20 protein-coding genes are annotated in these 24,328 nt (G+C 70.8%); 14 read left to right on the top strand and 6 right to left on the bottom strand.

Annotated elements, in window-relative coordinates; genetic code table 11:
• Positions 1–682: 682 nt before the first annotated feature.
• Entirely contained in the window at positions 683–1,525 is an 843-nt protein-coding gene (locus tag AQJ46_RS14030) for a hypothetical protein (protein ID WP_059205931.1), read from the bottom strand.
• A 161-nt stretch (positions 1,526–1,686) separates the two neighbouring features.
• Here AQJ46_RS14030 and AQJ46_RS14025 point away from each other — a divergent pair, with 161 nt between their 5' ends.
• The 4 genes from AQJ46_RS14025 (at position 1,687) to AQJ46_RS14010 (ending at position 4,050) form a co-directional block, all read left to right on the top strand.
• Positions 1,687–2,430: a helix-turn-helix transcriptional regulator gene (locus AQJ46_RS14025; RefSeq protein WP_059205930.1), complete on the top strand. Its 744-nt coding sequence runs from the start codon at positions 1,687–1,689 to the stop codon at positions 2,428–2,430.
• Complete coding sequence (locus AQJ46_RS14020; RefSeq protein WP_059205929.1) at positions 2,430–2,939, top strand: pyridoxamine 5'-phosphate oxidase family protein; 510 nt, start codon at positions 2,430–2,432, stop codon at positions 2,937–2,939. The genes AQJ46_RS14025 and AQJ46_RS14020 overlap by 1 nt, the downstream gene beginning before the upstream one ends.
• 40 nt (positions 2,940–2,979) lie before the next feature.
• Positions 2,980–3,414, top strand: coding sequence for a VOC family protein (locus tag AQJ46_RS14015; protein ID WP_057611706.1), 435 nt, complete (start codon positions 2,980–2,982; stop codon positions 3,412–3,414).
• 72 nt (positions 3,415–3,486) lie between these two features.
• Positions 3,487–4,050 carry a dihydrofolate reductase family protein gene (locus AQJ46_RS14010; RefSeq protein WP_059205928.1) on the top strand — a complete coding sequence of 188 codons (564 nt, stop codon included), beginning with the start codon at positions 3,487–3,489 and terminating at the stop codon, positions 4,048–4,050.
• 93 nt (positions 4,051–4,143) lie between these two features.
• Here the strand turns inward: AQJ46_RS14010 and glnA are convergent, their stop codons facing one another.
• On the bottom strand, positions 4,144–5,505 hold the full coding sequence (gene glnA, locus AQJ46_RS14005; RefSeq protein WP_057611816.1) for a type I glutamate--ammonia ligase: 1,362 nt from the start codon (positions 5,503–5,505) through the stop codon (positions 4,144–4,146).
• Between the two features lie 339 nt (positions 5,506–5,844).
• Between glnA and AQJ46_RS14000 the strand changes: the two genes are divergently transcribed.
• The 3 genes from AQJ46_RS14000 to AQJ46_RS13990 all read left to right on the top strand — a co-directional run bounded on the left by AQJ46_RS14000 (position 5,845) and on the right by AQJ46_RS13990 (position 9,230).
• On the top strand, positions 5,845–6,504 hold the full coding sequence (locus AQJ46_RS14000; protein ID WP_059205927.1) for a DUF3105 domain-containing protein: 660 nt from the start codon (positions 5,845–5,847) through the stop codon (positions 6,502–6,504).
• A gap of 11 nt (positions 6,505–6,515) precedes the next feature.
• Positions 6,516–7,118, top strand: a complete 603-nt coding sequence (locus AQJ46_RS13995) for a DUF305 domain-containing protein (protein ID WP_208616934.1) — start codon at positions 6,516–6,518, stop codon at positions 7,116–7,118.
• A 171-nt stretch (positions 7,119–7,289) separates the two neighbouring features.
• Positions 7,290–9,230, top strand: coding sequence for a S53 family peptidase (locus AQJ46_RS13990; RefSeq protein ID WP_059205925.1), 1,941 nt, complete (start codon positions 7,290–7,292; stop codon positions 9,228–9,230).
• A gap of 79 nt (positions 9,231–9,309) precedes the next feature.
• Here the strand turns inward: AQJ46_RS13990 and AQJ46_RS13985 are convergent, their stop codons facing one another.
• A complete protein-coding gene (locus AQJ46_RS13985; RefSeq protein WP_225887330.1) occupies positions 9,310–9,738 on the bottom strand; it encodes a hypothetical protein in 429 nt (142 codons plus the stop codon).
• A 102-nt stretch (positions 9,739–9,840) separates the two neighbouring features.
• Here AQJ46_RS13985 and AQJ46_RS13980 point away from each other — a divergent pair, with 102 nt between their 5' ends.
• Complete coding sequence (locus AQJ46_RS13980) at positions 9,841–11,868, top strand: NAD(+) synthase (protein ID WP_059205923.1); 2,028 nt, start codon at positions 9,841–9,843, stop codon at positions 11,866–11,868.
• 28 nt (positions 11,869–11,896) lie between these two features.
• On the opposite strand, the gene AQJ46_RS13975 is transcribed toward AQJ46_RS13980, so the two are convergent.
• A complete protein-coding gene (locus AQJ46_RS13975; protein WP_059205922.1) occupies positions 11,897–12,430 on the bottom strand; it encodes a VOC family protein in 534 nt (177 codons plus the stop codon).
• Positions 12,431–12,562: 132 nt separating this feature from the next.
• Complete coding sequence (gene panB, locus AQJ46_RS13970; protein ID WP_059205921.1) at positions 12,563–13,429, bottom strand: 3-methyl-2-oxobutanoate hydroxymethyltransferase; 867 nt, start codon at positions 13,427–13,429, stop codon at positions 12,563–12,565.
• 181 nt (positions 13,430–13,610) lie between these two features.
• On the opposite strand from panB, the gene AQJ46_RS13965 reads away from it, so the two are divergent.
• The 6 genes from AQJ46_RS13965 to AQJ46_RS13940 all read left to right on the top strand — a co-directional run bounded on the left by AQJ46_RS13965 (position 13,611) and on the right by AQJ46_RS13940 (position 20,710).
• Entirely contained in the window at positions 13,611–15,197 is a 1,587-nt protein-coding gene (locus AQJ46_RS13965; protein WP_057611697.1) for an MFS transporter, read from the top strand.
• Between the two features lie 318 nt (positions 15,198–15,515).
• The gene (locus AQJ46_RS13960; RefSeq protein WP_059205920.1) at positions 15,516–16,139 is read left to right on the top strand and encodes a TetR/AcrR family transcriptional regulator; all 624 of its coding nucleotides are present in this window, start codon (positions 15,516–15,518) and stop codon (positions 16,137–16,139) included.
• Between the two features lie 223 nt (positions 16,140–16,362).
• Positions 16,363–17,412, top strand: coding sequence for an endonuclease/exonuclease/phosphatase family protein (locus tag AQJ46_RS13955; RefSeq protein ID WP_059205919.1), 1,050 nt, complete (start codon positions 16,363–16,365; stop codon positions 17,410–17,412).
• A 103-nt stretch (positions 17,413–17,515) separates the two neighbouring features.
• Positions 17,516–18,736, top strand: coding sequence for an MFS transporter (locus tag AQJ46_RS13950; RefSeq protein ID WP_059205918.1), 1,221 nt, complete (start codon positions 17,516–17,518; stop codon positions 18,734–18,736).
• Positions 18,737–18,866: 130 nt separating this feature from the next.
• A complete protein-coding gene (locus tag AQJ46_RS13945; protein ID WP_059205917.1) occupies positions 18,867–19,892 on the top strand; it encodes an ATP-binding cassette domain-containing protein in 1,026 nt (341 codons plus the stop codon).
• Positions 19,889–20,710: an ABC transporter permease gene (locus AQJ46_RS13940; RefSeq protein WP_059205916.1), complete on the top strand. Its 822-nt coding sequence runs from the start codon at positions 19,889–19,891 to the stop codon at positions 20,708–20,710. The genes AQJ46_RS13945 and AQJ46_RS13940 overlap by 4 nt, the downstream gene beginning before the upstream one ends.
• 19 nt (positions 20,711–20,729) lie before the next feature.
• Here the strand turns inward: AQJ46_RS13940 and AQJ46_RS13935 are convergent, their stop codons facing one another.
• A complete protein-coding gene (locus AQJ46_RS13935; protein ID WP_225887329.1) occupies positions 20,730–24,083 on the bottom strand; it encodes an AfsR/SARP family transcriptional regulator in 3,354 nt (1,117 codons plus the stop codon).
• Between the last annotated feature and the right edge of the window lie 245 nt (positions 24,084–24,328).

The following is a 24,328-nucleotide window of genomic DNA, read 5'->3' as shown; positions in this document are numbered from 1 at the left end:
GGCGCGGATGGCTGGATTTGTGGGTGGGGGCTCGGCGGGGGCCGGGGTGGGGGTGATCCTCGGTGGGGGTCGCGGCGGTGGCGGGTTATCTGGGTAGAGGGTCGCGGCGGGGGCGGATGGGTGATCCCTGCTGAGGGCCCCGAGAGGGCGCAAACCGGGCAATTCCGGGGCGGGAGCCCAGGCGGGGCGGAGGCGGGTGACTCCGGGCGGGGGCTCCGGCGGGTCACGGCCGGCGGATTCCCGGGCAAGGAGGACCCCGGGCGCGAGCGGACCGGAACCCCGACAGGGCGGGGGCGGGCGATCCCTGGACAGGAACCGCCGGCAGGGCCGAGGTGAGTGCCCCCGCGGCCAGAAGCCCCGGCGGGACTCGCACGCCCGACTCCCACGCAAGGAACCCGGGCGCGAGCGGACCGGAACACCGGCAGGACAGAAGCGAGTGACCCCGCGCAGAAACCCCGACGAGGCACACACGCCCGACTCCCACGCAAGGAACCCGGGCGCGAGCGGACCGGAACATCGGCAGGGCGGGGACATGTGACCATCGGGCAGGAATCCTGGCAGGGCAGAGGCGGGTGCCCCCGGGCAGAAGCCCCGGCGGGTCACGGACGGGCGATCCCCGGCCGAGGAACTCCCGCGCGGCACCCACCGCGGGTTCCCGGCCGGAGGCCGCCGCGCGGGCGCGTCAGCGGGTCACCAGCACCCTCGTCGGTCGGGACGGGTCCGTGAGGATCTTGTCGCCCGGTAGGCGGCCCTGGGCGGGGCTGTCGTCGGTGGGGGGCAGCTCGGCCACCGGGGCCGTGTGGCCGGCGACCGGTATCTCGATCGACCGCACGGTGCCCCGGTGGCCACCGCCGGGCATGGAGACGTACTGGACGTCGAGGCACCGCTCGCGCAGCCGCGCGAGGACCTCCGGGACGGCCGCGCCCGACTCGACCTCCGGGAGGACGACGTACCGGTTCACGGCCGGGTCGACGCCGTCGCACGCACGGGCGTCCGGCGGCGTGACCCGTCCGGGCCGACTCCCGCGCGGTCCGGACAGGGTGAGGTGGGTGCGTCCCACGGCGCCCGCCTTCGTCGTGTCGACGCGGATCGTGTCGCGGCGCAGCCACTGCACCGGGTGACCGTCGAGCTCGGCCAGCGCCCAGTCGCCGGTGTCGACGAGGTAGGCGCTCTCGATCGTGGCGTCGTCCGGCGGCGGCAGCAGGCGTACCCCGTCGCGTGCCGCGCGCACCCCTGACGGCCAGTGCCGCAGCACCACGAGCAGCTTGCCGGGAGGCCGGTCGAACGGGTACGCGCGGCCCCCGGTCACCGTGCGGTCCCCGGCCCGGGTGACCGCCGTACGGGATGTGCCGGCGACCTGGATGTCTCCGCGGGCGCCCAGCGTGAACCGTACCGAAGCGAATGTGTCGTCGGTGGCGGTAGGGGTGGTCGACGCCTCGCAGCCGGTGGCCAGCAGGGCGAGGGCCAGGGCCAGGGGAACGACGCCCGCGACCGGGGCCGCGGGTCGGTGCGGATGTGAGCGCATGAGCTGCCTCCGTGTCTGCGGGCGGCCGGACCGGTCGTCCGAGACGAGCGTGCGCGCTTTCAGGCCCGTGGCCCATTCGTCATTTGGCGAATCCCGGGGTGGCCCGGACGCGTCGGGCGTAGCGTCGGTCCAGGCATCCGAAGCGGCCCGGGGAGGCCGACATGACCCCACCCCACACCACCGCCGAGGCCCATCTGCGCCGCATGGCGGACGTGCTGGAGGAGGCCCGGCAGGATCTCGCGAGCGGCGGAGTGCCGCCGACGTGCCTGTTACCGGCGCTGATGCGGCTCATCCCGTGCGACGCCGCGAGCTTCAGCGAGCTGGACATCTCCACCAGGAGACCGCTCAACGCCCAGGAAATAGGCGACGAGGACGCGGACCTCGACATGGACGCGTACTGGCGCTGGCGGCACCAGCACACCCAGTGCACCCAGGTCTCCCGGCCCCACGACACTCCCGAGACGACGCAGATGGCCGACTTCCGCTCGGTCCGCGAGCTGCGGAGACTCCCCATCTACACGGAGTTCCTCGCCCCGCACCCGACCATCGCGTGCGTCGCCCTGCCGACCGCGCCGAACCGCACCCGCGTCTTCCAGCTCTTCCGGGAGGACGGGAAGGCCTTCACCGACCACGAGATGACGACTCTGCGGATGCTGGCCCCGCACCTGTACGAGCTCTACAAGGACGCCGCCCGCCGTCGCAGGGAGCCCGTCCACCTCACCCACCGCGAACTGGACGTGCTGCGCTGCGTGGCCCTCGGCATGGGCACAGCGCAGATCGCCGCACAGCTCGTCGTCTCCCCCAGCACCGTACGCAAGCATCTGGAGAACGCCTTCGGCAGACTGGGAGTGTCGAGCCGGACCGCCGCGGTGGCCCGGGTGTTCCCCGAGCCGGAGGCTCTTTGATGACCGAGAAGGAACCCGAGACCCATCTCGACCCCCGCTACAGCGACCCCGACGCGACGGCGCACTCCTGGGCCGACGCCGAGTCGCTGCTGGCCGCCGCCGAACTGTTCTGGATCTCGACGGTACGACCGGACGGGCGCCCGCACGTCACGCCCTTGCCGGGAGTATGGGCGCACGGGGCGCTGCACTTCTGCACCGGCCCCGAGGAACGCAAGGCGAAGAACCTCGCGCACAACGCGCACGTGACGCTGACGACCGGCACCAACATCTGGGACAAGGGCTACGACCTGGTGGTGGAGGGCGAGGCGGTGCGGGTGTCCGACGACACTCGTCTGAGGGAGCTGGCCGCCGCGTGGGAGGCGAAGTACGGCGACTTCTGGCGCTTCGAGGTGAGGGACGGCTCCTTCCACCACGGACCGGGACACGCCCTTGTCTATGCGGTGGCGCCGCGCACGGTTTTCGGCTTCGGTAAGGGGCAGCCGTTCAGCCAGACGCGGTGGCGCTTCTGAGAACGGCCCTATGCACTGACGTCGACAAGGGAGTCACGCCATGGACATGAGCCTCGAAGTGATCCTGCTGCCGGTCACGGACGTCGACCGCGCCAAGGAGTTCTACCGGGACAAGGTCGGCTTCCACGTGGATCTGGACGGCGAGGTGATGGAGGGGGTCCGCATCTGCCAGCTGACCCCGCCCGGCTCCGGCTGTTCCATCGCCTTGGTGGACGGCCTCCAGGTGCCGACGGGAGCCCCGCAGCCCGGGACGTACCACGGCATGCAACTGTGTGTGACGGACGCGAAGGCGGCGTACGAGGAACTCACCTCCCGCGGCCTGGACGTGAGCGAACCGGTCCAGTTCGCCCCGCAGGACGGCGCCACGTTCATGTACTTCAAGGACCCGGACGGCAACGGCTGGGCGATCCAGGAGTACAAGCGCCGCGAGACGGAGCCGCTGCACCAGGTACTGGCCCAGCAGGCGGCGCAGTAGCAACCGCGGAAGGGGCGCGGTCCGCCGCGCCCCTTCGGCACGCCGCATACCGACTCACGGGAGGCTGACGCCATGCGGAAACTGACCTTCGCCATGAACATGAGCCTGGACGGCTACATCGCCGCGCCCGGCGACGACCTCGGCTGGGGCGTGCCGAGCGACGAGCTGTTCCAGTGGTGGTCGGACCGGGTGGACGCGACCGGCCTGGCGCTGTACGGGCGCAAGCTGTGGGAGACGATGAGCTCCCACTGGCCGACCGCCGACAAGCAGCCGGGTGCCACACCGCCGGCGATCGAGTACGCCGGCCGCTGGCGGGACATGCCGAAGGTGGTGTTCTCCTCCAAGACCAGCACGGTCGACTGGAACACCCGTCTGGTCACCGGCGACGCGGTCACCGAGATCACCAGGCTCAAGGCCGACGACGGCGGGCCCATGGACATCGGCGGTGCCACACTCGCCGCGGCGGCCATGCGGGCCGGGCTGATCGACGAGTACGTGATCGTCGCCCATCCGGTCCTGGTGGGTGGCGGCACGCCGTTCTTCACCGCCCTGGACAACTGGGTGAACCTGAGCCTGGTGGAGACCCGGACGTTTCCCGAGGGCATCATGCTGACCAGGTACGAGACCAGGCGCTGAAGGGCCCTCCGAGGCCGGATCGCGGCGGGGCCGACGGTCCGCGATCGTCAGCCCCACGCGCCGAAAGGGCAGGCAACCCGCCCCGACCTGCGTCTACAGCACCGGCAGGTTCTTCCGCAGCTCGAAGGCCGTGACCTCGCTGCGGTACTCCTCCCACTCCTGCCGCTTGTTCCGGAGGAAGAAGTCAAAGACGTGCTCGCCCAGGGTCTCGGCCACCAGGTCGCTGCGCTCCATCAGGGTGAGGGCCTCGCCCAGGTTCTGGGGCAGGGGCTCGATGCCCATGGCGCGGCGCTCGGAGTTGGAGAGGGCCCAGACGTCGTCCTCGGCGCCCGGCGGGAGCTCGTAGCCCTCCTCGACGCCCTTGAGGCCGGCGGCCAGGAGCAGGGCGTACGCCAGGTACGGGTTGGCGCCGGAGTCGATGGAGCGGACCTCGATACGGGCCGAGCCGGTCTTGCCGGGCTTGTACATCGGGACGCGGACCAGGGCGGAGCGGTTGTTGTGGCCCCAGCAGATGTAGGAGGGGGCCTCGCCGCCGGCGCCCGCGGTGCGCTCGGAGCCGCCCCAGATGCGCTTGTACGAGTTCACCCACTGGTTGGTGACCGCCGCGATCTCCGCCGCGTGCTTGAGCAGGCCCGCGATGAAGGAGCGGCCGACCTTGGAGAGCTGGTACTCCGCGCCCGACTCGTAGAACGCGTTGCGGTCGCCCTCGAAGAGGGAGAGGTGCGTGTGCATGCCGCTGCCGGGGTGCTCGGAGAACGGCTTCGGCATGAAGGTCGCCTGGACGCCCTGCTCCAGCGCCACCTGCTTCATGACCAGGCGGAACGTCATGATGTTGTCCGCCGTGGAGAGCGCGTCGGCGTAGCGGAGGTCGATCTCCTGCTGGCCCGGGGCGCCCTCGTGGTGGGAGAACTCGACCGAGATGCCCATCGACTCCAGCATGGTGATCGCCTGGCGGCGGAAGTCCATGCCGATGTTCTGGGGGGTGTGGTCGAAGTAGCCGGAGTTGTCGGCCGGGGTCGGGCGCGAGCCGTCCAGCGGGCGGTCCTTCAGCAGGAAGAACTCGATCTCCGGGTGGGTGTAGAACGTGAAGCCCAGGTCGGAGGTGCGGGCCAGGGCGCGCTTCAGCACATACCTGGGGTCCGCGAAGGACGGGGAGCCGTCCGGCATGAGGATGTCGCAGAACATCCGGGCCGTACCGGGGGCCTCGGCCCGCCACGGAAGGACCTGGAAGGTCGACGGGTCCGGCTTGGCGATCATGTCGGACTCGTATACGCGCGCGAAGCCCTCGATCGCGGAGCCGTCGAACCCGATTCCCTCGTCGAAGGCCTGCTCCAGCTCCGCCGGGGCCACGGCCACGGACTTGAGGAAGCCCAGCACGTCCGTGAACCACAGACGTACGAACCGGATGTCGCGTTCCTCCAAGGTCCGGAGCACGAACTCCTGCTGCTTGTCCATCTTCCGCTTCCCCATCCTTGCTGGTCAGGCCGCCTGTCTCCGTGTCCCGCAGGAGGCGGTCGGGCACCTGAGCATCACACCACAACAGCATTTCGTGCGCGTTGCCGACCTTGATCGTCCCGGCGACCCGGGAGTGAACGCCTCACGTGCGGCGGATGTACTGCTCTGCCGCCCATCTTGCCTGCTCGGACCGTCATACGTAATGCCCGGCCCTCCCCGTCTCACCCCGCGCCCGGGTTTCCTGTGGGCTCCCTGCGAGAAGTCACCCCCGCCCCACTACGATCAGCAGACCGATCGTCACCATCCGACCCGCCCCTTTCCCCCAGAAGGACACACCTCATGGGTTCCGCCAAGAAGAGCACCGCCGCGGCACGCAAGGCGCGCATAGAGGAGATGCGGCGCGCCGAACAGGCCAGAGAGCGCCGCAACCGGATCCTCACGATCGCCGCGAGCGTGGTCGTCGTCGCCGGTCTGGTCGTCGGCGGCATCGTGCTGGTGCAGTCGCAGTCCGACGACGGCACGGCGGCCGACGGCAAGGGGAAGGGGCACTTCGTCACGGGCTCCGACGGTGTGAAGACCTGGAAGGGCACGCTGGGCCGCAACCATGTCGCCAAGACGGTGGACTACCCGATGGAGCCGCCGGTCGGCGGTGACCACAACCAGGTCTGGATGAACTGCAACGGCGACGTCTACGCCAAGGCGCTCAACAACATGAACGCCGTGCACTCGCTGGAGCACGGCGCGGTCTGGGTGACGTACACCGACAAGGCCAAGAAGTCCGACGTCGAGGCGCTCGCGGCGAAGGTGAAGAAGACGCCGTACACGCTGATGAGCCCCGACGACAAGCAGAAGGACCCGATCATGCTGTCGGCGTGGGGCCACCAGCGGACGGTGACGGGGGCGAACGACCCGAACGTCGACAAGTTCTTCGAGAAGTTCGTGCAGGGCGCCCAGACGCCCGAGCCGGGCGCGGCGTGCACGAGCGGTCTGTCGCAGTGAGGTTCGCGGGAGTGGCCGTCGCCGTGGCGGGCGTGCTCGTCGCGGCCGGCGCGATCACCTACGCCGTGGCCGAGGACGGCGGCTCGGCCGACACCCCGTCCGCCGGGTCCGCGGACGCCGGTTTCGCGCGTGACATGGCCGTACACCATCAGCAGGCCGTCGAGATGTCGTACATCGTGCGCGATCACACCAAGGACGTCGAGGTGCGGCGGCTCGCCTACGACATCGCGCAGACGCAGGCCAACCAGCGCGGGATGCTGCTGGGCTGGCTGGATCTGTGGGAGCTGCCGAAGGTGTCGGCGGATCCGCCGATGACGTGGATGGACATGGGCGACATGCCGTCGGCGGGCGAGGGTTCGCTGATGCCGGGCATGGCGACCGACAGCGAGATGAAGAAGCTGGGCACGCTGAACGGCAAGCAGGCCGAGATCTTCTATCTGCAGTTGATGACGGACCATCACCAGGGCGGCATCCACATGGCGAAGGGCTGTGTCGAAAGGTGCACGGTCGGTGTGGAGAAGCGGCTCGCGCAAGGGATGGTCGACGCGCAGCAGTCGGAGATCGACCTGATGGCGGGCATGTTGAAGGAGCGGGGCGCGAAAGCGCGTTCCTAGAGGGTCGCTTAGGGTTATCCCTCGGTCTTCGCAGCGTCTTAATCCTCAAATGGCTTTGTCATTAGGTTAATTGGGCTCTTCTTGGGATTCGCATTCCCCTGGCATGAACCGTTCATCGAAAGAGTGACGACGGTCGAGTGATCACTCGCGACGAACCGCACAGGGGGTTCCATGAGATCCAATCGCGCCAAGGTGCGCGCCGGAGTGAGCATGGCGGCGACACTGCCCATGCTCGCGGGCGCGCTGGCGCTCGGCATACCCGCGGCCCACGCCGCGGACAACCCGAACCGGGACACGCTGGCCGGGACCAAGCCCGCGTGGGCCACGGCCAAGGCCGACAAGGGCGCCACCGCGGACAGTTCCAAGGTCTCCGCCCGGGTCTACCTCGCCGGCAAGGACGCCACCGGGCTCGCCGCCTACGCGAAGGCCGTGGCCGACCCGAGCTCGGCGTCGTACGGCAAGTACCTGAGCGCGCAGCAGGTGAAGCAGCGTTTCGGCGCCACCCCCGCTCAGGTCGCTGCGGTCAAGTCCTGGCTGACGTCCGCCGGACTGAAGGTCACGGACGTGACCGAGCACTACGTCGCCGTCAGCGGTGACGTGGCCGCCGTCGAGAAGGCCTTCGGGACCCAGCTGCACAACTACACCAAGGGCTCGAAGACCTACCACGCCCCGGCCAAGGCCGCCTCCGCGCCGGCCGCCCTCGACGGTGCCGTCCTGACCGTCACGGGCCTGGACAACGCGCCGCACAAGGCGAGCAGCAAGGAACAACTGCCGCCGCCGGACGCCGTGTTCAAGAACGCCGGGCCGTTCTCCTCGTACTACGGCTCGAACACCGCGAGCACGCTGCCCGCGGCCTACGGCTCGAAGATCCCGTACGCGATCAAGGGCTACACGGGCAAGCAGCTGCGCGCCGCCTACGGTGCGGGCACGTACACCGGCAAGGGAGTGCGCGTCGCCATCACCGACGCCTACGCCTCCCCGACCATCGCCTTCGACGCGGCCACGTACGCGAAGAAGAACGGTGACGCGGCCTACTCCAGCGGCCAGCTGAAGCAGGTCCTGCCGAAGAACTACACCAAGACCGAGGAGTGCGGGGCGTCGGGCTGGTACGGCGAGGAGACCCTCGACGTCGAGGCCGTGCACGCGGTCGCGCCGGACGCGAACATCACGTACGTGGGTGCCGCGTCCTGCTACGACGACGATCTGCTCGACTCGCTCAGCAAGGTCGTCGACAACCACCTGGCCGACATCGTCTCCAACTCGTGGGGCGACATCGAGGCCAACCAGACGCCGGATCTCGCGGCCGCCTACGACCAGGTCTTCCAGTTCGGCGCGGTCGAGGGCATCGGCTTCTACTTCTCCTCCGGCGACAACGGCGACGAGGTCGCCAACACCGGGACGAAGCAGGTCGACACCCCGGCCAACTCGGCGTGGGTGACGGCGGTCGGCGGTACTTCCCTCGCTGTCGGCAAGGGCGACAAGTACCTGTGGGAGACCGGCTGGGGCACCGAGAAGGCCCTGCTGTCCGCGGACGGCAAGAGCTGGACGAACTTCCCCGGCGCGTTCACCTCGGGCGCGGGCGGCGGCACCAGCAAGACGGTCGCCGAGCCCTTCTACCAGAAGGGTGTCGTCCCGAACGCGCTCGCCACGGCCAACAACGCCGCCGGCAACCGTGTCGTCCCGGACATCTCCGCGATCGCCGACCCGAACACCGGCTTCCTGGTGGGGCAGACGCAGACCTTCCCCGACGGCTCGCAGCAGTACAGCGAGTACCGCATCGGCGGCACGTCGCTGGCCTCGCCGGTGATCGCGGCCATACAGGCGCTCGCCCAGCAGGCGCGGGGCGGCAAGGCGATCGGGTTCGCCAACCCGTCGATCTACGCGAAGTACGGCTCGAAGGCCTTCCACGACGTCACGGACAACCCCACGGGGTCCGGACTCGCGGTGGCCCGCACCGACTTCGTCAACGGCTATGACGCCAGCGGTGGTCTGACCGTCTCGGTCCGCAGCCTCGGCAAGGACAGCTCGCTGTCCGCGGTGAAGGGATACGACGACGTCACCGGCGTGGGTACGCCCGCGAACGGTTACGTGCAGTCGTTCGGCAGGCGCTGACCCGGACGCGTGTTCCCAGGGGTCCGGTCCCGAAGGTGCGAACCTTCGGGGCCGGGCCCTCGCGCATGTCCCGCCCCCGCTAGCTTCCCGACACGCGGCCCGCTCGCCCGCGGCGGCCGGTCATCACGTGGATCACGCAACCCGCCACCAGCACGAGCACCCCGGCGACGAGGAACGGAACGGGCATGTACTCGTCGGTGCAGGACTGACCGCCCGGCACCGCGTGGCACACCTCCCCCGGACCGCCCCGGTTCAGGTACGCGAGGTAGAACAGCGGCAGGGCCACTCCCGAGACGCCGCCCACGACAGCGCGTCCGGGCCCGGTGCGGAGCAGGAACACCGCGGCCACCGCGGCGAGTACGACGAAGACCACGCCCACCGTCAGGATCGCCGCGAGGCCGATACCGCCGCACGCTCCCACCAGGAGCCAGGCCAGGAACCAGCCCCATCCCGCCGCACGGCCCGGACCGTCATCTCGCGTGCCGCTCATACCACTTATGCCGCTCATGCCGCTCATTGAAGGCAAGGTCACGACAATCCGGCAAGGGGCGGGGCACGACCCCCTCCCCTATCGCGTCGCTCTGACGATTACACTGATCGCGTGACTGCCTTGAACTTCTGGTCGATCTATCAGCACGGGTTCGCACGCGTCGCCGCGTGTACGGGTCACACCGTCATCGCGGACCCGCCCGCCAACGCCGAAGCGGTTCTGCGTCACGCGCGCCGGTGCGGCGACGAGGGGGTCGCCGTCGCCGTCTTCCCGGAGATGGGGCTGTGCGGCTACTCCATCGAGGACCTGCTGCTCCAGGACGCGCTGCTCGACGAGGTCGAGGCGGCGCTCGCGGAGGTGGTGGCCGGGTCGGCCGACGTGCTCCCGGTGCTGGTCGTCGGCGCCCCGCTGCGTCACCGCAACCGGGTCTACAACTGCGCGGTGATCGTGCACCGCGGCCGGGTCCTCGGTGTCGTACCGAAGTCGTACCCGCCCAACTACCGGGAGTTCTACGAGCGTCGGCAGATCGGCGACGGCGCCGACGAGCGCGGCGGGTCGATCCGCGTGGCCGGCTCGCAGGTGCCCTTCGGTGTGGACCTGCTGTTCGCGGCGGCCGACGTCCCCGGGCTCGTGCTGCACGCGGAGATCTGCGAGGACATGTGGGTGCCGGTGCCGCCCAGCGCCGAGGCGGCCCTCGCGGGCGCGACCGTCCTGGTCAACCTCTCCGGCAGCCCGATCACCGTCGGGCGGGCCGAGGACCGAAAGCTGCTGTGCCGCTCGGCGTCCTCCCGCTGCCTCGCCGCCTACGTGTACGCGGCGGCCGGTCTCGGCGAGTCGACCACCGACCTGTCCTGGGACGGCCAGGCCATGGTCTACGAGAACGGCCTGCTGCTGGCCGAGACGACCCGGTTCCCGCTCGGCGACGAGTACGCGGTGGCCGACGTGGACCTGGACCTGCTGCGGCAGGAGCGGATGCGGATGGGCACGTTCGACGAGAACCGGCGTACCCATCAGGAGCGGACCGGAGACTTCCGGACGGTGTCGTTCGAGCTCGACCCGCCGTCCGGCGACCTGGGTCTCGAGCGCCGCCTGGAGCGCTTCCCGTTCGTGCCGGCCGACGCCGACCGGCTCGCCCAGGACTGCTACGAGGCCTACAACATCCAGGTCGCGGGCCTCCAGCAGCGGCTCGCGGCGATCGGCGGTCCGAAGGTCGTCATCGGGGTGTCCGGCGGCCTCGACTCCACGCACGCGCTGATCGTCGCCGCCCGCGCGATGGACCGCGCGGGCCGCCCGCGCAGCGACATCCTGGCCTGGACGCTGCCCGGTTTCGCCACCAGCGACCACACCAAGGGCAACGCCCACAGGCTGATGCGGGCCCTCGGCGTCACCGCGGCCGAGCTGGACATCACGCCGACCGCACGGCTGATGCTCCAGGAGATGGACCACCCCTTCGCCTCCGGTGAGCCGGTCTACGACGTCACCTTCGAGAACGTCCAGGCGGGCCTGCGCACCGACTACCTGTTCCGGCTGGCCAACCAGCGCGGTGGGATCGTGCTCGGCACCGGCGACCTCTCCGAGCTGGCGCTCGGCTGGTCCACGTACGGCGTGGGCGACCAGATGAGCCACTACAACGTCAACTCCGGTGTGCCGAAGACGCTGATGCAGCATCTGATCCGCTGGGTCATCAGCAGCGAGCAGTTCGACGAGGAGACCGGCGACATCCTCGCCGCGATCCTCGACACCGAGATCAGCCCGGAGCTCGTACCGGGCGAGGAGATGCAGTCCACCGAGTCCAAGATCGGCCCGTACGCGCTGCACGACTTCACGCTCTTCCATGTGCTGCGCTACGGCTTCCGGCCGTCGAAGATCGCCTTCCTCGCCTGGCACGCCTGGCACGACGTCGATGCGGGTGCCTGGCCTCCGGGCTTCCCCGAGGCCAAGCGCGGGACCTACGACCTGCCCGAGATCCGGCGGTGGCTTGAGGTGTTCTGCAAGCGCTTCTTCGCGTTCGCGCAGTTCAAGCGGTCGGCGATGCCCAACGGGCCGAAGGTCTCGGCCGGCGGTTCGCTGTCGCCCCGCGGTGACTGGCGGGCCCCGTCGGACAGCTCCGCGCGTGCCTGGCTGCGGGATCTGGAGCGGTTCGACTAGGCCGGTGGGAGGCGGGCGGCTGCGGAGGTCAGCCGTCCGTCCTGACCGGTGCGCTGCTGCGCCCGCTGCCCCGCCCGGTCATCTCCGCGTCGAAGGTCTCCTGCGCCACCCGCATCGCCTCCGCGTACACGGGCTCCTGGAGCCGCTTCCACATCTCCTGCTCGGGGACGTCCTCGACGTGGGCGACCACCCACCAGATGTTGCCGAAGGGGTCCTTGATACGGCCGCCGCGCTGACCGAAGGCACTGTCCGCCAAGGACGTGACCACCGTTGCGCCGGCCTTGAGAGCCCGGGCGAACGTCTCGTCCGCGTCCGTGACGAACACCCGCAGCAGGCTCGGCATGACGGGCCAGTCCGCGCTCCGGTCGAAGGCCAGGACGACGGTGTCGCCGATCCGGATCTCGCCGTGCCCGATCGCGCCGGACTCGGTGGCCACCCGGGCGAGCTCCTCGCCTTCGAACACCTCGGTGACGAAGTCGAGGAAGGCACCGGTGTCGTCGGTGACGACCCAGGGCGCGACGGTGGTGTAGCCCTCGGGCGCGGCGCTGGTCTGCTCGGACATGTCGGCTCCTTCGCGGCTCTCGGCTGTCGACGACCACGACGTCAGGAGCGCAATAGGTCAGTTCCTGTCCTGGATGCGGAACGCCCCGCCGACGGGGGATGATCGGCGGGGCGCTGTGGTGCCGCTGTGGCTCTAGTGGACGGAGTGCTCCTCCAGCGGGAACGTGCCGCCTACGACATCCTCCGCGAAGGCCTTCACGGCGTTGCCCATGACCTCGCGCAGGTTGGCGTACTGCTTCACGAACTTCGGCACGCGGCCGCCGGTGAGGCCCAGCATGTCGGTCCAGACGAGGACCTGCGCGTCGGTCTCGGGGCCCGCGCCGATCCCGACCGTCGGGATGTGCAGGACCCGGGTGACCTCGGCCGCGAGCTCCGCCGGGACCAGCTCCAGGACGACGGCGAACGCGCCCGCGTCCTGGACGGCCTTCGCGTCGCGCAGCAGCTGCTGGGCCGCCTCCTCGCCACGGCCCTGGACGCGGTAGCCCATGGAGTTGACGGACTGCGGGGTCAGACCGATGTGGGCCATGACCGGGATGCCGGACTCCACCAGCAGCCGGATCTGCTCGTGGGAGCGCTCGCCGCCCTCGAGCTTCACGGCGCCGACGCCCGCCTCCTTGACCAGCCGGGTCGCCGAGCGCAGTGCCTGCACCGGGCCCTCCTGGTACGAACCGAAGGGCAGGTCACCGACGATCAGGGCGCGCGAGGTGCCCCGTACGACGGCCGCCGACAGCATGGTCATCTCGTCCATCGTGACGGGCACGGTGGTCTCGTACCCGAGATGGCAGTTGCCCGCCGAGTCGCCGACGAGCATGACCGGGATGCCGGCCTCGTCGAAGACGGACGCGGTCATCGCGTCATAGGCGGTGAGCATGGGCCACTTCTCGCCGCGTTCCTTGGCGAGGGCGATGTCCCGAACAGTGATGCGGCGGGTGCCCTTCCCCCCGTACAGCGCCTTGCTGCCGTCGGAGGGCTTGGTGTGGGCAGCCGAAAGCTGCGTCATTGCAACGGCTCCTTACGTCATCTCGAGGCGCCCTCACGGCGTCCCCGGATCAGCTCCATGGTGGCACCTCGTGCCGGTCAGGGCCAGAGGTGGTGGATGTGACCGTTCAGGCACGTAAGATCTCGGTAAAGACTTACGATACGAGACGGTCCCGTATCGTAATGACGCTAGGCTCGCTCGCATGACTACCGCAGTCCCTGACTCCCGGGTACCGGAAGCGGTGCACCGGCGCCGCTGGGCGATCCTCGGCGTTCTGATGCTGAGCCTGCTGATCGTGGTGCTCGACAACTCGATCCTGAACGTCGCGATCAAGACGATCTCGACTCCCGCGCCGACCGGACTGGGCGCCACCCAGAGTGAACTGGAGTGGGCGATCAACGCCTACACCCTGGTCTTCGCGGGCCTCCTGTTCACCGCGGGCCTGCTCGGCGACCGGCTCGGCCGCAAGAAGGTGCTGCTGGGCGGGCTGGTCGTGTTCGGCGCCGGCTCCGCCCTCGCCGCCTTCTCCGGCTCGCCGGTCCAGCTGATCACCTTCCGCGCGCTGATGGGCCTCGGCGCGGCGTTCGTCATGCCGGCCACGCTCGCCGTCCTGATGAACGTCTTCGAGCGCGACGAGCAGCCCAAGGCCATCGGCATCTGGGCGGGTGGCGTCGGACTCGCCATCGCCATCGGGCCGATCACCGGCGGTGTGCTCCTCGACCACTTCTGGTGGGGCTCCGTCTTCCTCATCAACGTGCCGATCGTGGTGCTCGCCCTCGGGCTGATGCTGTGGCTGGTGCCCGACTCCCGTGACCCGAACCCCGGCCGGATCGATCCCGTCGGTGTCGTGCTGTCGGTCATCGGCCTGGTCCTGCTCGTCTACGGCATCATCAAGGGCGGCCAGCTCGCCGACTTCACGGACGCGACCGTGCTGGCCACCATCGGTGCCGGTCTCGCCGTGCTCGTCGCCTTCGTGGTGTTCGAGAAGCGCAGCGACCATCCGTCGATCGATGTCACCTACTTCAAGAACAAGGTCTTCTCGGCCGCGATCGGCGCCATAGGGCTGGTGTTCTTCGCGCTGATGGGCGTGACCTTCTTCTCGGTCTTCTACACCCAGAGCGTGCGGGGCTACTCGCCGCTGCAGACCGGTCTGCTGATGCTGCCGCTGGCCGCCGCGCAGCTGATCTTCGCGCCGCGTGCCCGGCTGGTCGTCGACCGCTTCGGCAACCGGGCGACGACCACGGGCGGCATGCTGCTGATCGCCGCGATGCTGGTCGCGTTCGCCGCGCTGGAGGCGGACACGCCGATCTGGCTCCTCGAGGTGATCTTCTTCCTCATGGGCACCGGCATGGCGCACATCATGACCCCGACCAGCGTCGTCATCATGCAGGCCCTGCCGCGCGAGAAGGCCGGCTCCGCGTCCGCGCTCAGCAACACCTTCCGGCAGGTCGGCGGCGCGCTGGGCATCGCCGTCCTCGGCTCGGTGCTCTCCACGGCCTACCGCAACAGCATCGAGTCCCATCTCGGGTCGGTTCCGGCAGGCGTACGGCACACCGCGGGCGAGTCCATCGAGGCCACCCTCGGCGTCGCCGCGAAGCTCGGCCCCCGGGGCGACGCCCTGGTCGGCCCGGCCAACGACGCCTTCCTGCACGCGATGCACGTCACCGCGCTGTGCGGAGCGGGCGTGGCCCTGGTCGGCGCCCTCGTGGTGGCCCTGTTCCTGCCGGGCCGCCCGACAGAGCCTCAGCAGGGACAGGAGGAACAGGACTTGGTACCCGCGAGCGAGTGACCCGGCCGGGGCGGAGGCGGAGGCGGGACGGTGGCGCCTGGGCCGGGCGACCGGACCGGGCGGAAGTCGGACGCCAACCTCCGGACAAGGCGCCCCGACCGGACGGAAGCAGGAAGCCGGTAGCGGCCGGACGCGGCGGCACCGAGGTAACGCCCGGGGGATACGGTGCCGCCGCCCAACGCGTCGGGGCCGGGAAACGAGGAGGTCACCGGCGCGGGCTCGGACCGGTCCCGTCCCGGACAACGGCCGAACCCCGCCCCTCCTCGCCGCCGTAGGGCAGGGAGAATCATCCTCATCCCACAGAGAGGACCAAGCGACGTGAGCGGCCTCGCCGAGAGTCAGCGCAGGCAGACGGGGCCCGTACGGGGCCGGCCCCGCAGTGAGGCCGTGGAGCGGTCCATCATCGAGGCCGTCATCAAGCTGCTCGAGGACGGCGTGCCGCTCGCCGAACTGTCCATCGAGCGCATCGCCCGTACCGCGGGCGTCGGCAAGGCCACCATCTACCGCCGCTGGAACGGCAAGGAGGAGCTCTTCGTCGACGTCGTGCGCACCGCCGAGCCCCCGGACGCCGAACTGCCCGGCACCTCGATGCGCGACGATCTCGTGGCGCTGCTCGAGCAGTTGCGGCAGCGCGGGCTGATGACCCGTTCCTCGGCGCTGCTGCACAGTGTCTTCGCCCAGATGAAGAGCAGCCCGAAGGTGTGGGACGCCTACCACGCGATCGTCGTCGCGCCCCGGCGCCGCAAACAGGTCGCCATCCTGCGCCGGGGGCAGGCCAACGGCGAACTCCGCGCGGACATCGACGTCGAGCTGGTCAACGACCTGTTCATCGGGCCCATGCTCTTCCGCACCATCATGCAGCCCAACGCCGCGCTGCCCGAGGGCCTCTCGGAACAGATCGTCGACACCGTCCTCGAGGGCCTACGCCCCGTCAGTTCCTAGAGCCTGTCCGGACCCCGGGGCCCGAGTGTGCGCGTTTCGTCACAGAGGGCGCTTTCCCCGCCGGGACAGGGAACTCCGGAAGGCGACTTGTACGTCATCGCCCCCGTACGGTCGTCATGGGACGACGAGATGGAGGCCGATCATCCCCTAGGGTCTTATGGGGTGTCCGAGACCCCACGGCAACGGGGCGAACGGCGTGCACGGCAGGTAGTGAGGCGACGGTATGGCGCAGCAGGCATACATGACGGAAACGGCGGAAGGCGGCTCGGGACCCGAGCGCCGGAGAGACCGGTTCCGGCGCCTGCTCGAGCGGCTGGTCTCCGGCTGGCGCGGTGACCGGCGGATCTGGCGCCGCGGCCTCGTCCTGACCGCCCTCGCGGTGCTCGTCGCCCTGGTGATGCTGCTGCACGCGCAGATCCCCAACGCCATCGGCAACCTCGGCAGTCTCATCGAGACCTTCCTGCCCTGGCTGGGTCTGTTCGTCCCGGTGCTGCTCCTGTGCGGTTTCCTCCGCAGGTCCGCGACCGCGCTGATCGCGGTGCTGCTCCCGGCGGCCGTGTGGCTGAACCTCTTCGGCGGGCTGCTCTCCGACAAGTCCGCCACCGGCGGTGACCTCACGGTGGCCACCCACAACGTCAACGCCGACAACCCCGACCCGTCCGGCACCGCCCGGGACGTGGCCGCCTCCGGCGCGGACGTGGTCGCCCTGGAGGAGCTGACCGCCTCGGCGGTGCCGGTGTACGAGAAGGCGCTGGCGTCGACGTACAAGTACCACGCGGTCGAGGGCACCGTGGGGCTGTGGAGCAAGGACCCGCTGACCGGTGTGAAGGCCGTCGACATCAAGCTGGGCTGGACGCGGGCGATGCGGGCCACGGTGGCCGCCCCGGACGGGCAGGTCGCGGTCTACGTCGCCCACCTGCCGTCCGTGCGGGTGAAGATGGAGGCCGGGTTCACCGCCCGGCAGCGCGACAAGAGCGCCGACGCGCTGGGCGAGGCCATCGCCGACGAGAAACTCCCCCGCAAGATCCTGCTCGGCGACCTCAACGGCACGATGAACGACCGCGCGCTCAACGCCGTCACCTCCCAGATGCGCTCCACGCAGGGCGCGGCGGGCAGCGGCTTCGGGTTCAGCTGGCCGGCGTCGTTCCCGATGGCGCGGATCGACCAGATCATGGTGCAGGGCGTGGAGCCGGTGAGCTCGTGGACGCTGCCCGAGACCGGCAGCGACCATCTGCCGGTGGCGGCTCGTGTGAACCTCGCCACCTCGCCGTAACTCGCCGGAAGCCCCTTGGAATACCGGGCCCGGGAGTATTTGTTCCGTACTTGAACATACATGCGTACGGAACTCCGCTCTCCCCTGAAAGGCTCGGCTCTTCATGCCCTTGGCCCTGCTCGCACTGGCCGTCGGCGCTTTTGGTCTCGGCACCACCGAATTCGTGATGATGGGCCTGCTGCCCGACGTCGCACGTGACCTCGGCATCTCGATCCCCACCGCCGGCCATCTGGTCTCGGCGTACGCGCTGGGCGTGGTGATCGGCGCCCCGCTGCTCGCCGCGGTCACCGCCCGGATGTCCCGCCGTACGGTCCTCATCGGCCTGATGGGCCTGTTCGTGGCCGGCAACGCGCTCTCCGCCCTCGCCCCCGGCGAACACTGGCTGCTCGCGGCCCGCTTCCTGAGCGGTCTGCCGCACGGTGCCTTCTTCGGCGTGGGCGCGGTCGTCGCCACCGGGATGGTGGCGCCGGAGCGCAAGGCCCGCTCGGTGTCCCTGATGTTCCTCGGCCTGACCCTCGCCAACATCGCGGGCGTGCCCGTCGCCACCCTCATGGGCCAGCACCTGGGCTGGCGGGCGACCTTCCTCGGCGTCAGCGCGATCGGCCTGGCGGCGATAGCCTCCCTGGCGCTCCTCATCCCGCACGACCACGCGCACGCCCCCGCGGTGGGCCTGCGCCGCGAACTGGTCGCACTGAAGTCGGTGCCCGTCTGGCTGGCGCTCGGCACGACGGTCGCGGGCTTCGGCGCGCTGTTCTCCGCGTACAGCTACATCACGCCGATGCTCACGGACTCCGCCGGCTACGCCGACTCCAGCGTGACGCTGCTGCTCGCGCTGTTCGGCGTCGGCGCGACGGCGGGCAACCTGGTCGGCGGACGGCTCGCCGACCACTCGCTGCGCGGCACCCTGTTCGGCGGCCTGACCTCGCTGATCGTGGTCCTGGCCCTGTTCCCGGTGCTGATGTCGACGCAGTGGAGCGCGGCCGTGGCGGTCGTGCTGCTGGGCACGGCGGCCTTCGTGACCGGCTCCCCGCTCCAGCTGATGGTCATGGAGAAGGCGTCGGCCGCCCCTTCCCTGGCCTCCTCCGCCAACCAGGCCGCCTTCAACCTGGCCAACGCCGGCGGCGCCTGGATCGGCGGCCTCGCCCTGGCCGCGGGCCTCGGTGCGACGTCCCCGGCACTGACGGGTGCGGCCCTGGCCGTGCTGGGCCTCGGGGTCGCCGCGGTGGCCGCGGTCGTGGACCGGCGGCGCGTGGGCGTGTCGCCCGGGCGGGAGCGTGTGGTCGCGACCCATCTGCCGGAGCAGGCGGAAGCCGTACGGCATTGAGCGGTCGTACGACGAGAAGGGGCGCCCGGTGAACGCCGGGCGCCCCCTTTTTTTGCTCTGTCGGCACCCTGTAGGCCCGTGTAGGCGACCTGTCGGTGGTTTGTCGGTGGGGGCTGGCACCGTCCTCGGTATGACGCGAATCGACAAGAACCCCCAGAGCGGGGACTCCGCCGTTTCCGTGCGGGGGCTGGTCAAGCACTACGGCGAGACCAAGGCGCTGGACGGCGTCGACCTGGACGTGCGCGAGGGCACCGTGATGGGTGTGCTCGGGCCGAACGGCGCCGGCAAGACCACCCTCGTGCGCATTCTGTCCACCCTCCTCACCCCGGACGCCGGGCAGGCCACCGTCGCCGGATACGACGCCGTGCGCCAGCCCCGTCAACTGCGCCGGGTCATCGGGCTCACCGGGCAGTACGCCTCGGTGGACGAGAAGCTGCCGGGCTGGGAGAACCTCTACATGATCGGGCGGCTGCTCGACCTGCCCCGCAAGGAGGCCCGCACCCGAGCCGACGAACTGCTGGAGCGCTTCTCGCTCACGGACGCGGCGAAGCGGCCGGCGAGCACCTACTCCGGCGGTATGCGGCGCCGGCTCGACCTCGCCGCCTCGATGATCGGCCGGCCCCAGGTGCTCTTCCTGGACGAGCCGACCACCGGTCTCGACCCGCGCACCCGCAACGAGGTGTGGGACGAGGTCAAGCGGATGGTCGGGGACGGGGTCACCGTCCTGCTGACCACCCAGTACATGGAGGAGGCCGAGCAGCTCGCCTCCGAGCTGACCGTGGTGGACCACGGCAAGGTCATCGCCGCCGGCGCCATCGAGGAGCTCAAGGCCAAGGTCGGCGGGCGCTCGCTGCGGGTACGGCCCGTCGATCCGCTGCACCTGCAGCCGCTCGCCGGGTGGATCGACGAGCTCGGCATCACCGGGCTCGCCACCAGCACCGTGGACACCGAAAGCGGCACCGTCATCGTCCCGATCCTCAGCGACGAGCAGCTGACCGCCGTGGTCGGCGCGGTCACCGCGCGGGGCATCACCCTCTCCTCCATCACCACCGAACTGCCCAGCCTGGACGAGGTGTTCCTGTCCCTCACCGGCCACCGCGCCAGTGCCCCGCAGGACACCGTCCCCACCGACACCCGCGAGGAGGTCGCCGTATGAGCGCCGCAACCGCAACCGCAACCACCGTCGACGCCGACGCCCGGATCCCCCTGCGCGGGCATCTCCGGCACACCGGCGCCCTCGTCCGCCGCAACCTGCTGTGGATCCGGCAGGACCCGGAGTCGATGTTCGACGCCATACTGATGCCGGTCGTCTTCACCCTGCTGTTCGTCTACGTCTTCGGCGGCTCGATCGGACAGGCTCTGGGCGGCGGGCAGGACGGATACGTCCAGTACGTCATCCCGGGCATGATCGCGATGATGAGCATGACCCTGTCCCAGGGCGTGGGCACCGGTTTCAGCCAGGACTTCAACTCCGGTGTCATGGACCGCTTCCGGTCCCTGCCGATCGGGCGTGGCTCGGTGCTGTTCGCGAAGATCTCCGTGGAACTGCTGCGGATGCTGTTCGCGACCACCGTGCTGATGATCGTCGCCGTCCTGGTCGGGTTCGACATCAATCACTGGGCCGGGCTTCTCGCGGCGGTCGGCCTGTCCGCCGTGTTCGCCTCCTCGATCATGTGGGTGTTCCTCACCCTGGGCGTGATCCTCAAGAACGCGCAGTCCGTGCAGGCGATGGGCTTCCTGGTGCTGTTCCCGCTCCAGTTCGGCTCGTCGATCTTCGCGCCGACGAACTCCATGCCGGGCTGGCTCCAGCACTTCACCGACTACAACCCGCTGTCCACGCTCGCCGACGCGGCCCGCGGGCTGATGGTGGGCGGTCCGGTCGCCCACGACCTGTGGGTGACGCTCGGCTGGTCGGCGGCGATCACGGCCGTGGCGGCACCCTACGCGATCCACAAGTTCCGTACGAAGAACTGAAGTTCGGCGTCGGTGCGCGTCACACCAGGGCGGCGGCCTCCTGAGGGGAGAGGCCGCCGCCCTCGGCGTACGCCGACTCGTAGACCGCGTCGCCGAGCACCGCGCGCAGCTCCTGCTCGGCGTCGCCCCGCACGCTGCGCTCGACGGACGTCGGGAAGTGGCTGTGCGGCAGCAACGCGTCCCCGGCCCTGAGGCAGCGGGCACCGTCGCGGGCGCGGGCGCCGCCGTCCGCCTTGGCGAGGGCGAGGGCGGCGACGTGCAGGTACATGGTGCGCATATGCGGGGCGATGGTCAGGGCCAGGGGGTCCTCGGACTTCTCCAGCGCCCGGCGGGTCAGCGTCAGGCACTCCTCGTAGCAGCCGTCGATCGCCTCCAGCCAGGCCTCCGAGCCGAGGATGAAGGCGTCGAAGATGACGAAGTGGGCGATGCCGAACTGCTGCCGCAGCAGCCGCAGTTGCTCGCGCGCCTCGGAGATGCGGCCGGTCAGGCCGAGCCGGGCCGCGAGGAACATCCGGGAGGCGGGCATCGCCTCGTTGCGGGCACCGTCCCGGTCGGCGATCACCTCGCGCAGCAGGAGCTCGCCGCGCTCGGCCTCACCCGTCTCCAGCAGCACGCTGCCCAGCCGGGCGTTGAGCACGGACTTCTGGGCGCGGGCGCCGAGCTGTTCGGCCCGCTCGATCGCCCGCTCGTAGTCGGCCGCGGCCAAGCGCCATTCACCCTTGCGCTCATGGGCCTCGGCGCGTGCGGAGAGCGCCTCGGCGGTGCCCCACAGGTCGCCGAGCCGCTGGTAGATCTCCAGCGCCTCCTCAGCGTCCTGGATGGCGTCGCCGGCCCAGTCGGAGCGGTTGGCGAGCAGGTTGGCCCGCCACTGGAGGGCCGCGGCGAGCTCCCACTCGTAGCCCGGGGTGACCCGGCAGGTGTCGACGGTCGCCTGGATGACCTTCCGCAGCCGCTCCATGTCCCCGGTGAGCATGATGGCGAAGAACCACAGGGAGCCCGGCATCCGGCAGGTCTGCGCCATGCCGGGCTCGTAGGTGGCGGCGATGGCCCGCAGCTTCGCCTGCGCGTGCTGGTTCTGCCAGGTGTCCAACTCGGTGTCCATGCAGGCGAGATGGACGAGGTGCGCGCCGCGCCGGGCCTCTTCCAGCAGCTCGCCGGTCCACGGCGGCGGGGTGTCCGTGCAGCGCTCCCACACCGGCGCGGCGGGGCGGACCGGCTCGGCGAAGGGATCGGGGCCGAGGCCCTGGACGTCGCGGGACCAGTTGCGGGCCTCGATGCGCAGGTCACGCATCTGCCAGTACCAGGCCAGCGACAGGACCAGGCACAGCCCCTCCTGCTCGTCGCGGTCGGCGACGGCCCGGCGCAGGGCGGTGCGGAGGTTCTCGTACTCGCGCTCCAGGCGCTCGATGGCGGCGAGTTGGTGCGGGCCGCGCAGCAACGGGTCGGTGGTGCGGGCGAGTTCGCGGTAGTACTCCAGATGCGCGCGCTCGGCCTCGGCGCGCGAGCCGTCCGTCTCGTCGAGGCGCTCGCCGGCGTATTCGGCGACGGTCTCCAGGAGCCGGTAGCGCATCTCGCCGTCTCCCGAAGGAGCGGCCACCACAAGGGACTTGTCGACGAGTGAGCCGAGCGCGTCCAGCGCGAAGGGGCCGCACACCGCCTCGGCGGCGGCCAGATCACAGCCGCCGGCGAACACCGACAGCCGCCGCAGGACGTCCCGTTCCTCGCCGTCGAGCAGGTCCCACGACCAGTCGACGACGGCCCGCAGCGTCTGCTGGCGGGGCAGCACGGTACGACTGCCGGAGGTGAGCAGCCGGAAGCGGTCGTCGAGCCGGTCGGCGATCTGGCGTGGCGTCAGCATCCGGAGCCGGGCGGCGGCGAGCTCGATTCCGAGGGGCAGCCCGTCGAGGCGCCGGCAGATCTCCGCACAGGCCGCCGCGGTCCCCTCGTCGCCGTCGACCCGGAATCCAGGCCGGGCCGCGGCCCCCCGGTCGGCGAGCAGCCGCAGCGCGACCGGCTCGGGCAGCGGCTCCACGGGCCGCAGCAACTCCCCCGGTACGCCGAGCGGTTCGCGGCTGGTGGCCAGGACGGTCAGCCCGGGGCAGCGCTCCAGGAGCGTCTCCGTCAGACGGGCTGCCGCGTCGACCACGTGCTCGCAGTTGTCGAGGATCAGCAGCATGCTGCGCCGGCCGCAGTGCTCGGCGAGCCGCTCGACGGGGTCGTCCAGCCGCTCGCTCCCGGCGGCACGCATGGCCTCGGCACCGGCGCCGTACAGCACGGTCTCGCGGGCGCCGACGGCGGTGAGCACGGCCTCGGGCACGGCGTCCGGGTCGTCGACCGGCGCGAGTTCGGCCAGCCACACCCCGTCCCGCACCACGTCCCCCACGGCCTCGGCGGCCTCCTGCGAAAGCCGCGTCTTCCCGGCCCCGCCCGGCCCGAGCAGCGTGACGAGCCGCGCGGCCGCGAGGTCCTCGCGGATGGCATCGATGTCGGCTTCCCGGCCGACGAAGGAGGTGAGACGGGCACGGAGGTTGCCGGAGGGCGGGGTGGGGGCCGTGGCCGGACGAGCGGGGTCGGCGGATGCGCGATCGCCCGCTGCGCCGGAGCCGGTCTCCCGACGGCCACCCCTTCCGCCCTGTCCGTCCGCAGCGGACGGCTCCGGCCGCAGCAACTCCCCGTGCAGCGCCCGCAGTTCGACACCCGGGTCCGCTCCCAGCTGGTCCGCGAGCAGCTGTCGTACGGACTCGTACGCGGCCAGTGCCTCCGCGGTGCGGCCCGTGTCGCGCAGGGCGCGCAGCCGGAGGGACTGGAGGGGTTCGTCGAGGGGGTGGGTGTCGCAGAGGGCGGTCAGTTCGGGGAGGGACTGGTCGGCGTGGCCGAGGGCGAGCGCGGCGGTGTGACGGGCGCGCAGGGCGTCCAGCCGGCGGGCCTCCGCGCGCGCCGCTTCGGCCGTGCGGTCGGGCAGATCGGCCAGGGCCGGACCCCGCCACAGAGCGAGGGCGTCGTCCAGGACCACGGCCGCCTTCGCGGGGTCTCCGTCGGACAACGCCCGCACACCGTCACCGGCGAGCCGCTCGAAACGGTGCAGGTCGATGTCGTCCGGCCCCGCCGTCAGCCGGTAACCGCCGTCCACCGAGGCGACCGCGTCCGCCCCGAGCGCGCGCCTGAGCCGCCCGACCAGCGCCTGCAGCGCGCCGGTGGCGTCGGCCGGCGGGTCGTCACCCCACACCTCGTCCACGAGCAGGCTCACGGGGACGGTACGACCGGGCCGCAGAGCGAGAACGGTCAGCAGCGCGCGCAGCCGCGTGCCGCCGACCGGGACGGACGTACCGTCGGGACGGAGTGCCTGGGTGGTGCCGAGGATGCGATAGCGCACGGGTCCATTGTCTCCGGTGTGGTCGGGGCCGGTCACGGGGTTCCGCTCGCGGGGTGTTGAGGGTCGTACGCCTACGGATGGACGGGCCGGGCCCGGGGAGTTGCGGTGAGCGCGGGCGGCCCGCGGCCCCACCACCGCGGACTCACGCCCCTCTCAGCCCCGCCAGCTCGCCGGCCGGCAGGCCCTCGGGCTCCCTCGGCGGGGTGACGGGCCGGTCGCCCTCGGACGGATGGGCCGGACCCGGG

Source organism: Streptomyces canus (assembly GCF_001514145.1).
GTDB lineage: Bacteria > Actinomycetota > Actinomycetes > Streptomycetales > Streptomycetaceae > Streptomyces > Streptomyces canus.
This window is presented reverse-complemented; position numbering and strand designations above follow the sequence as displayed.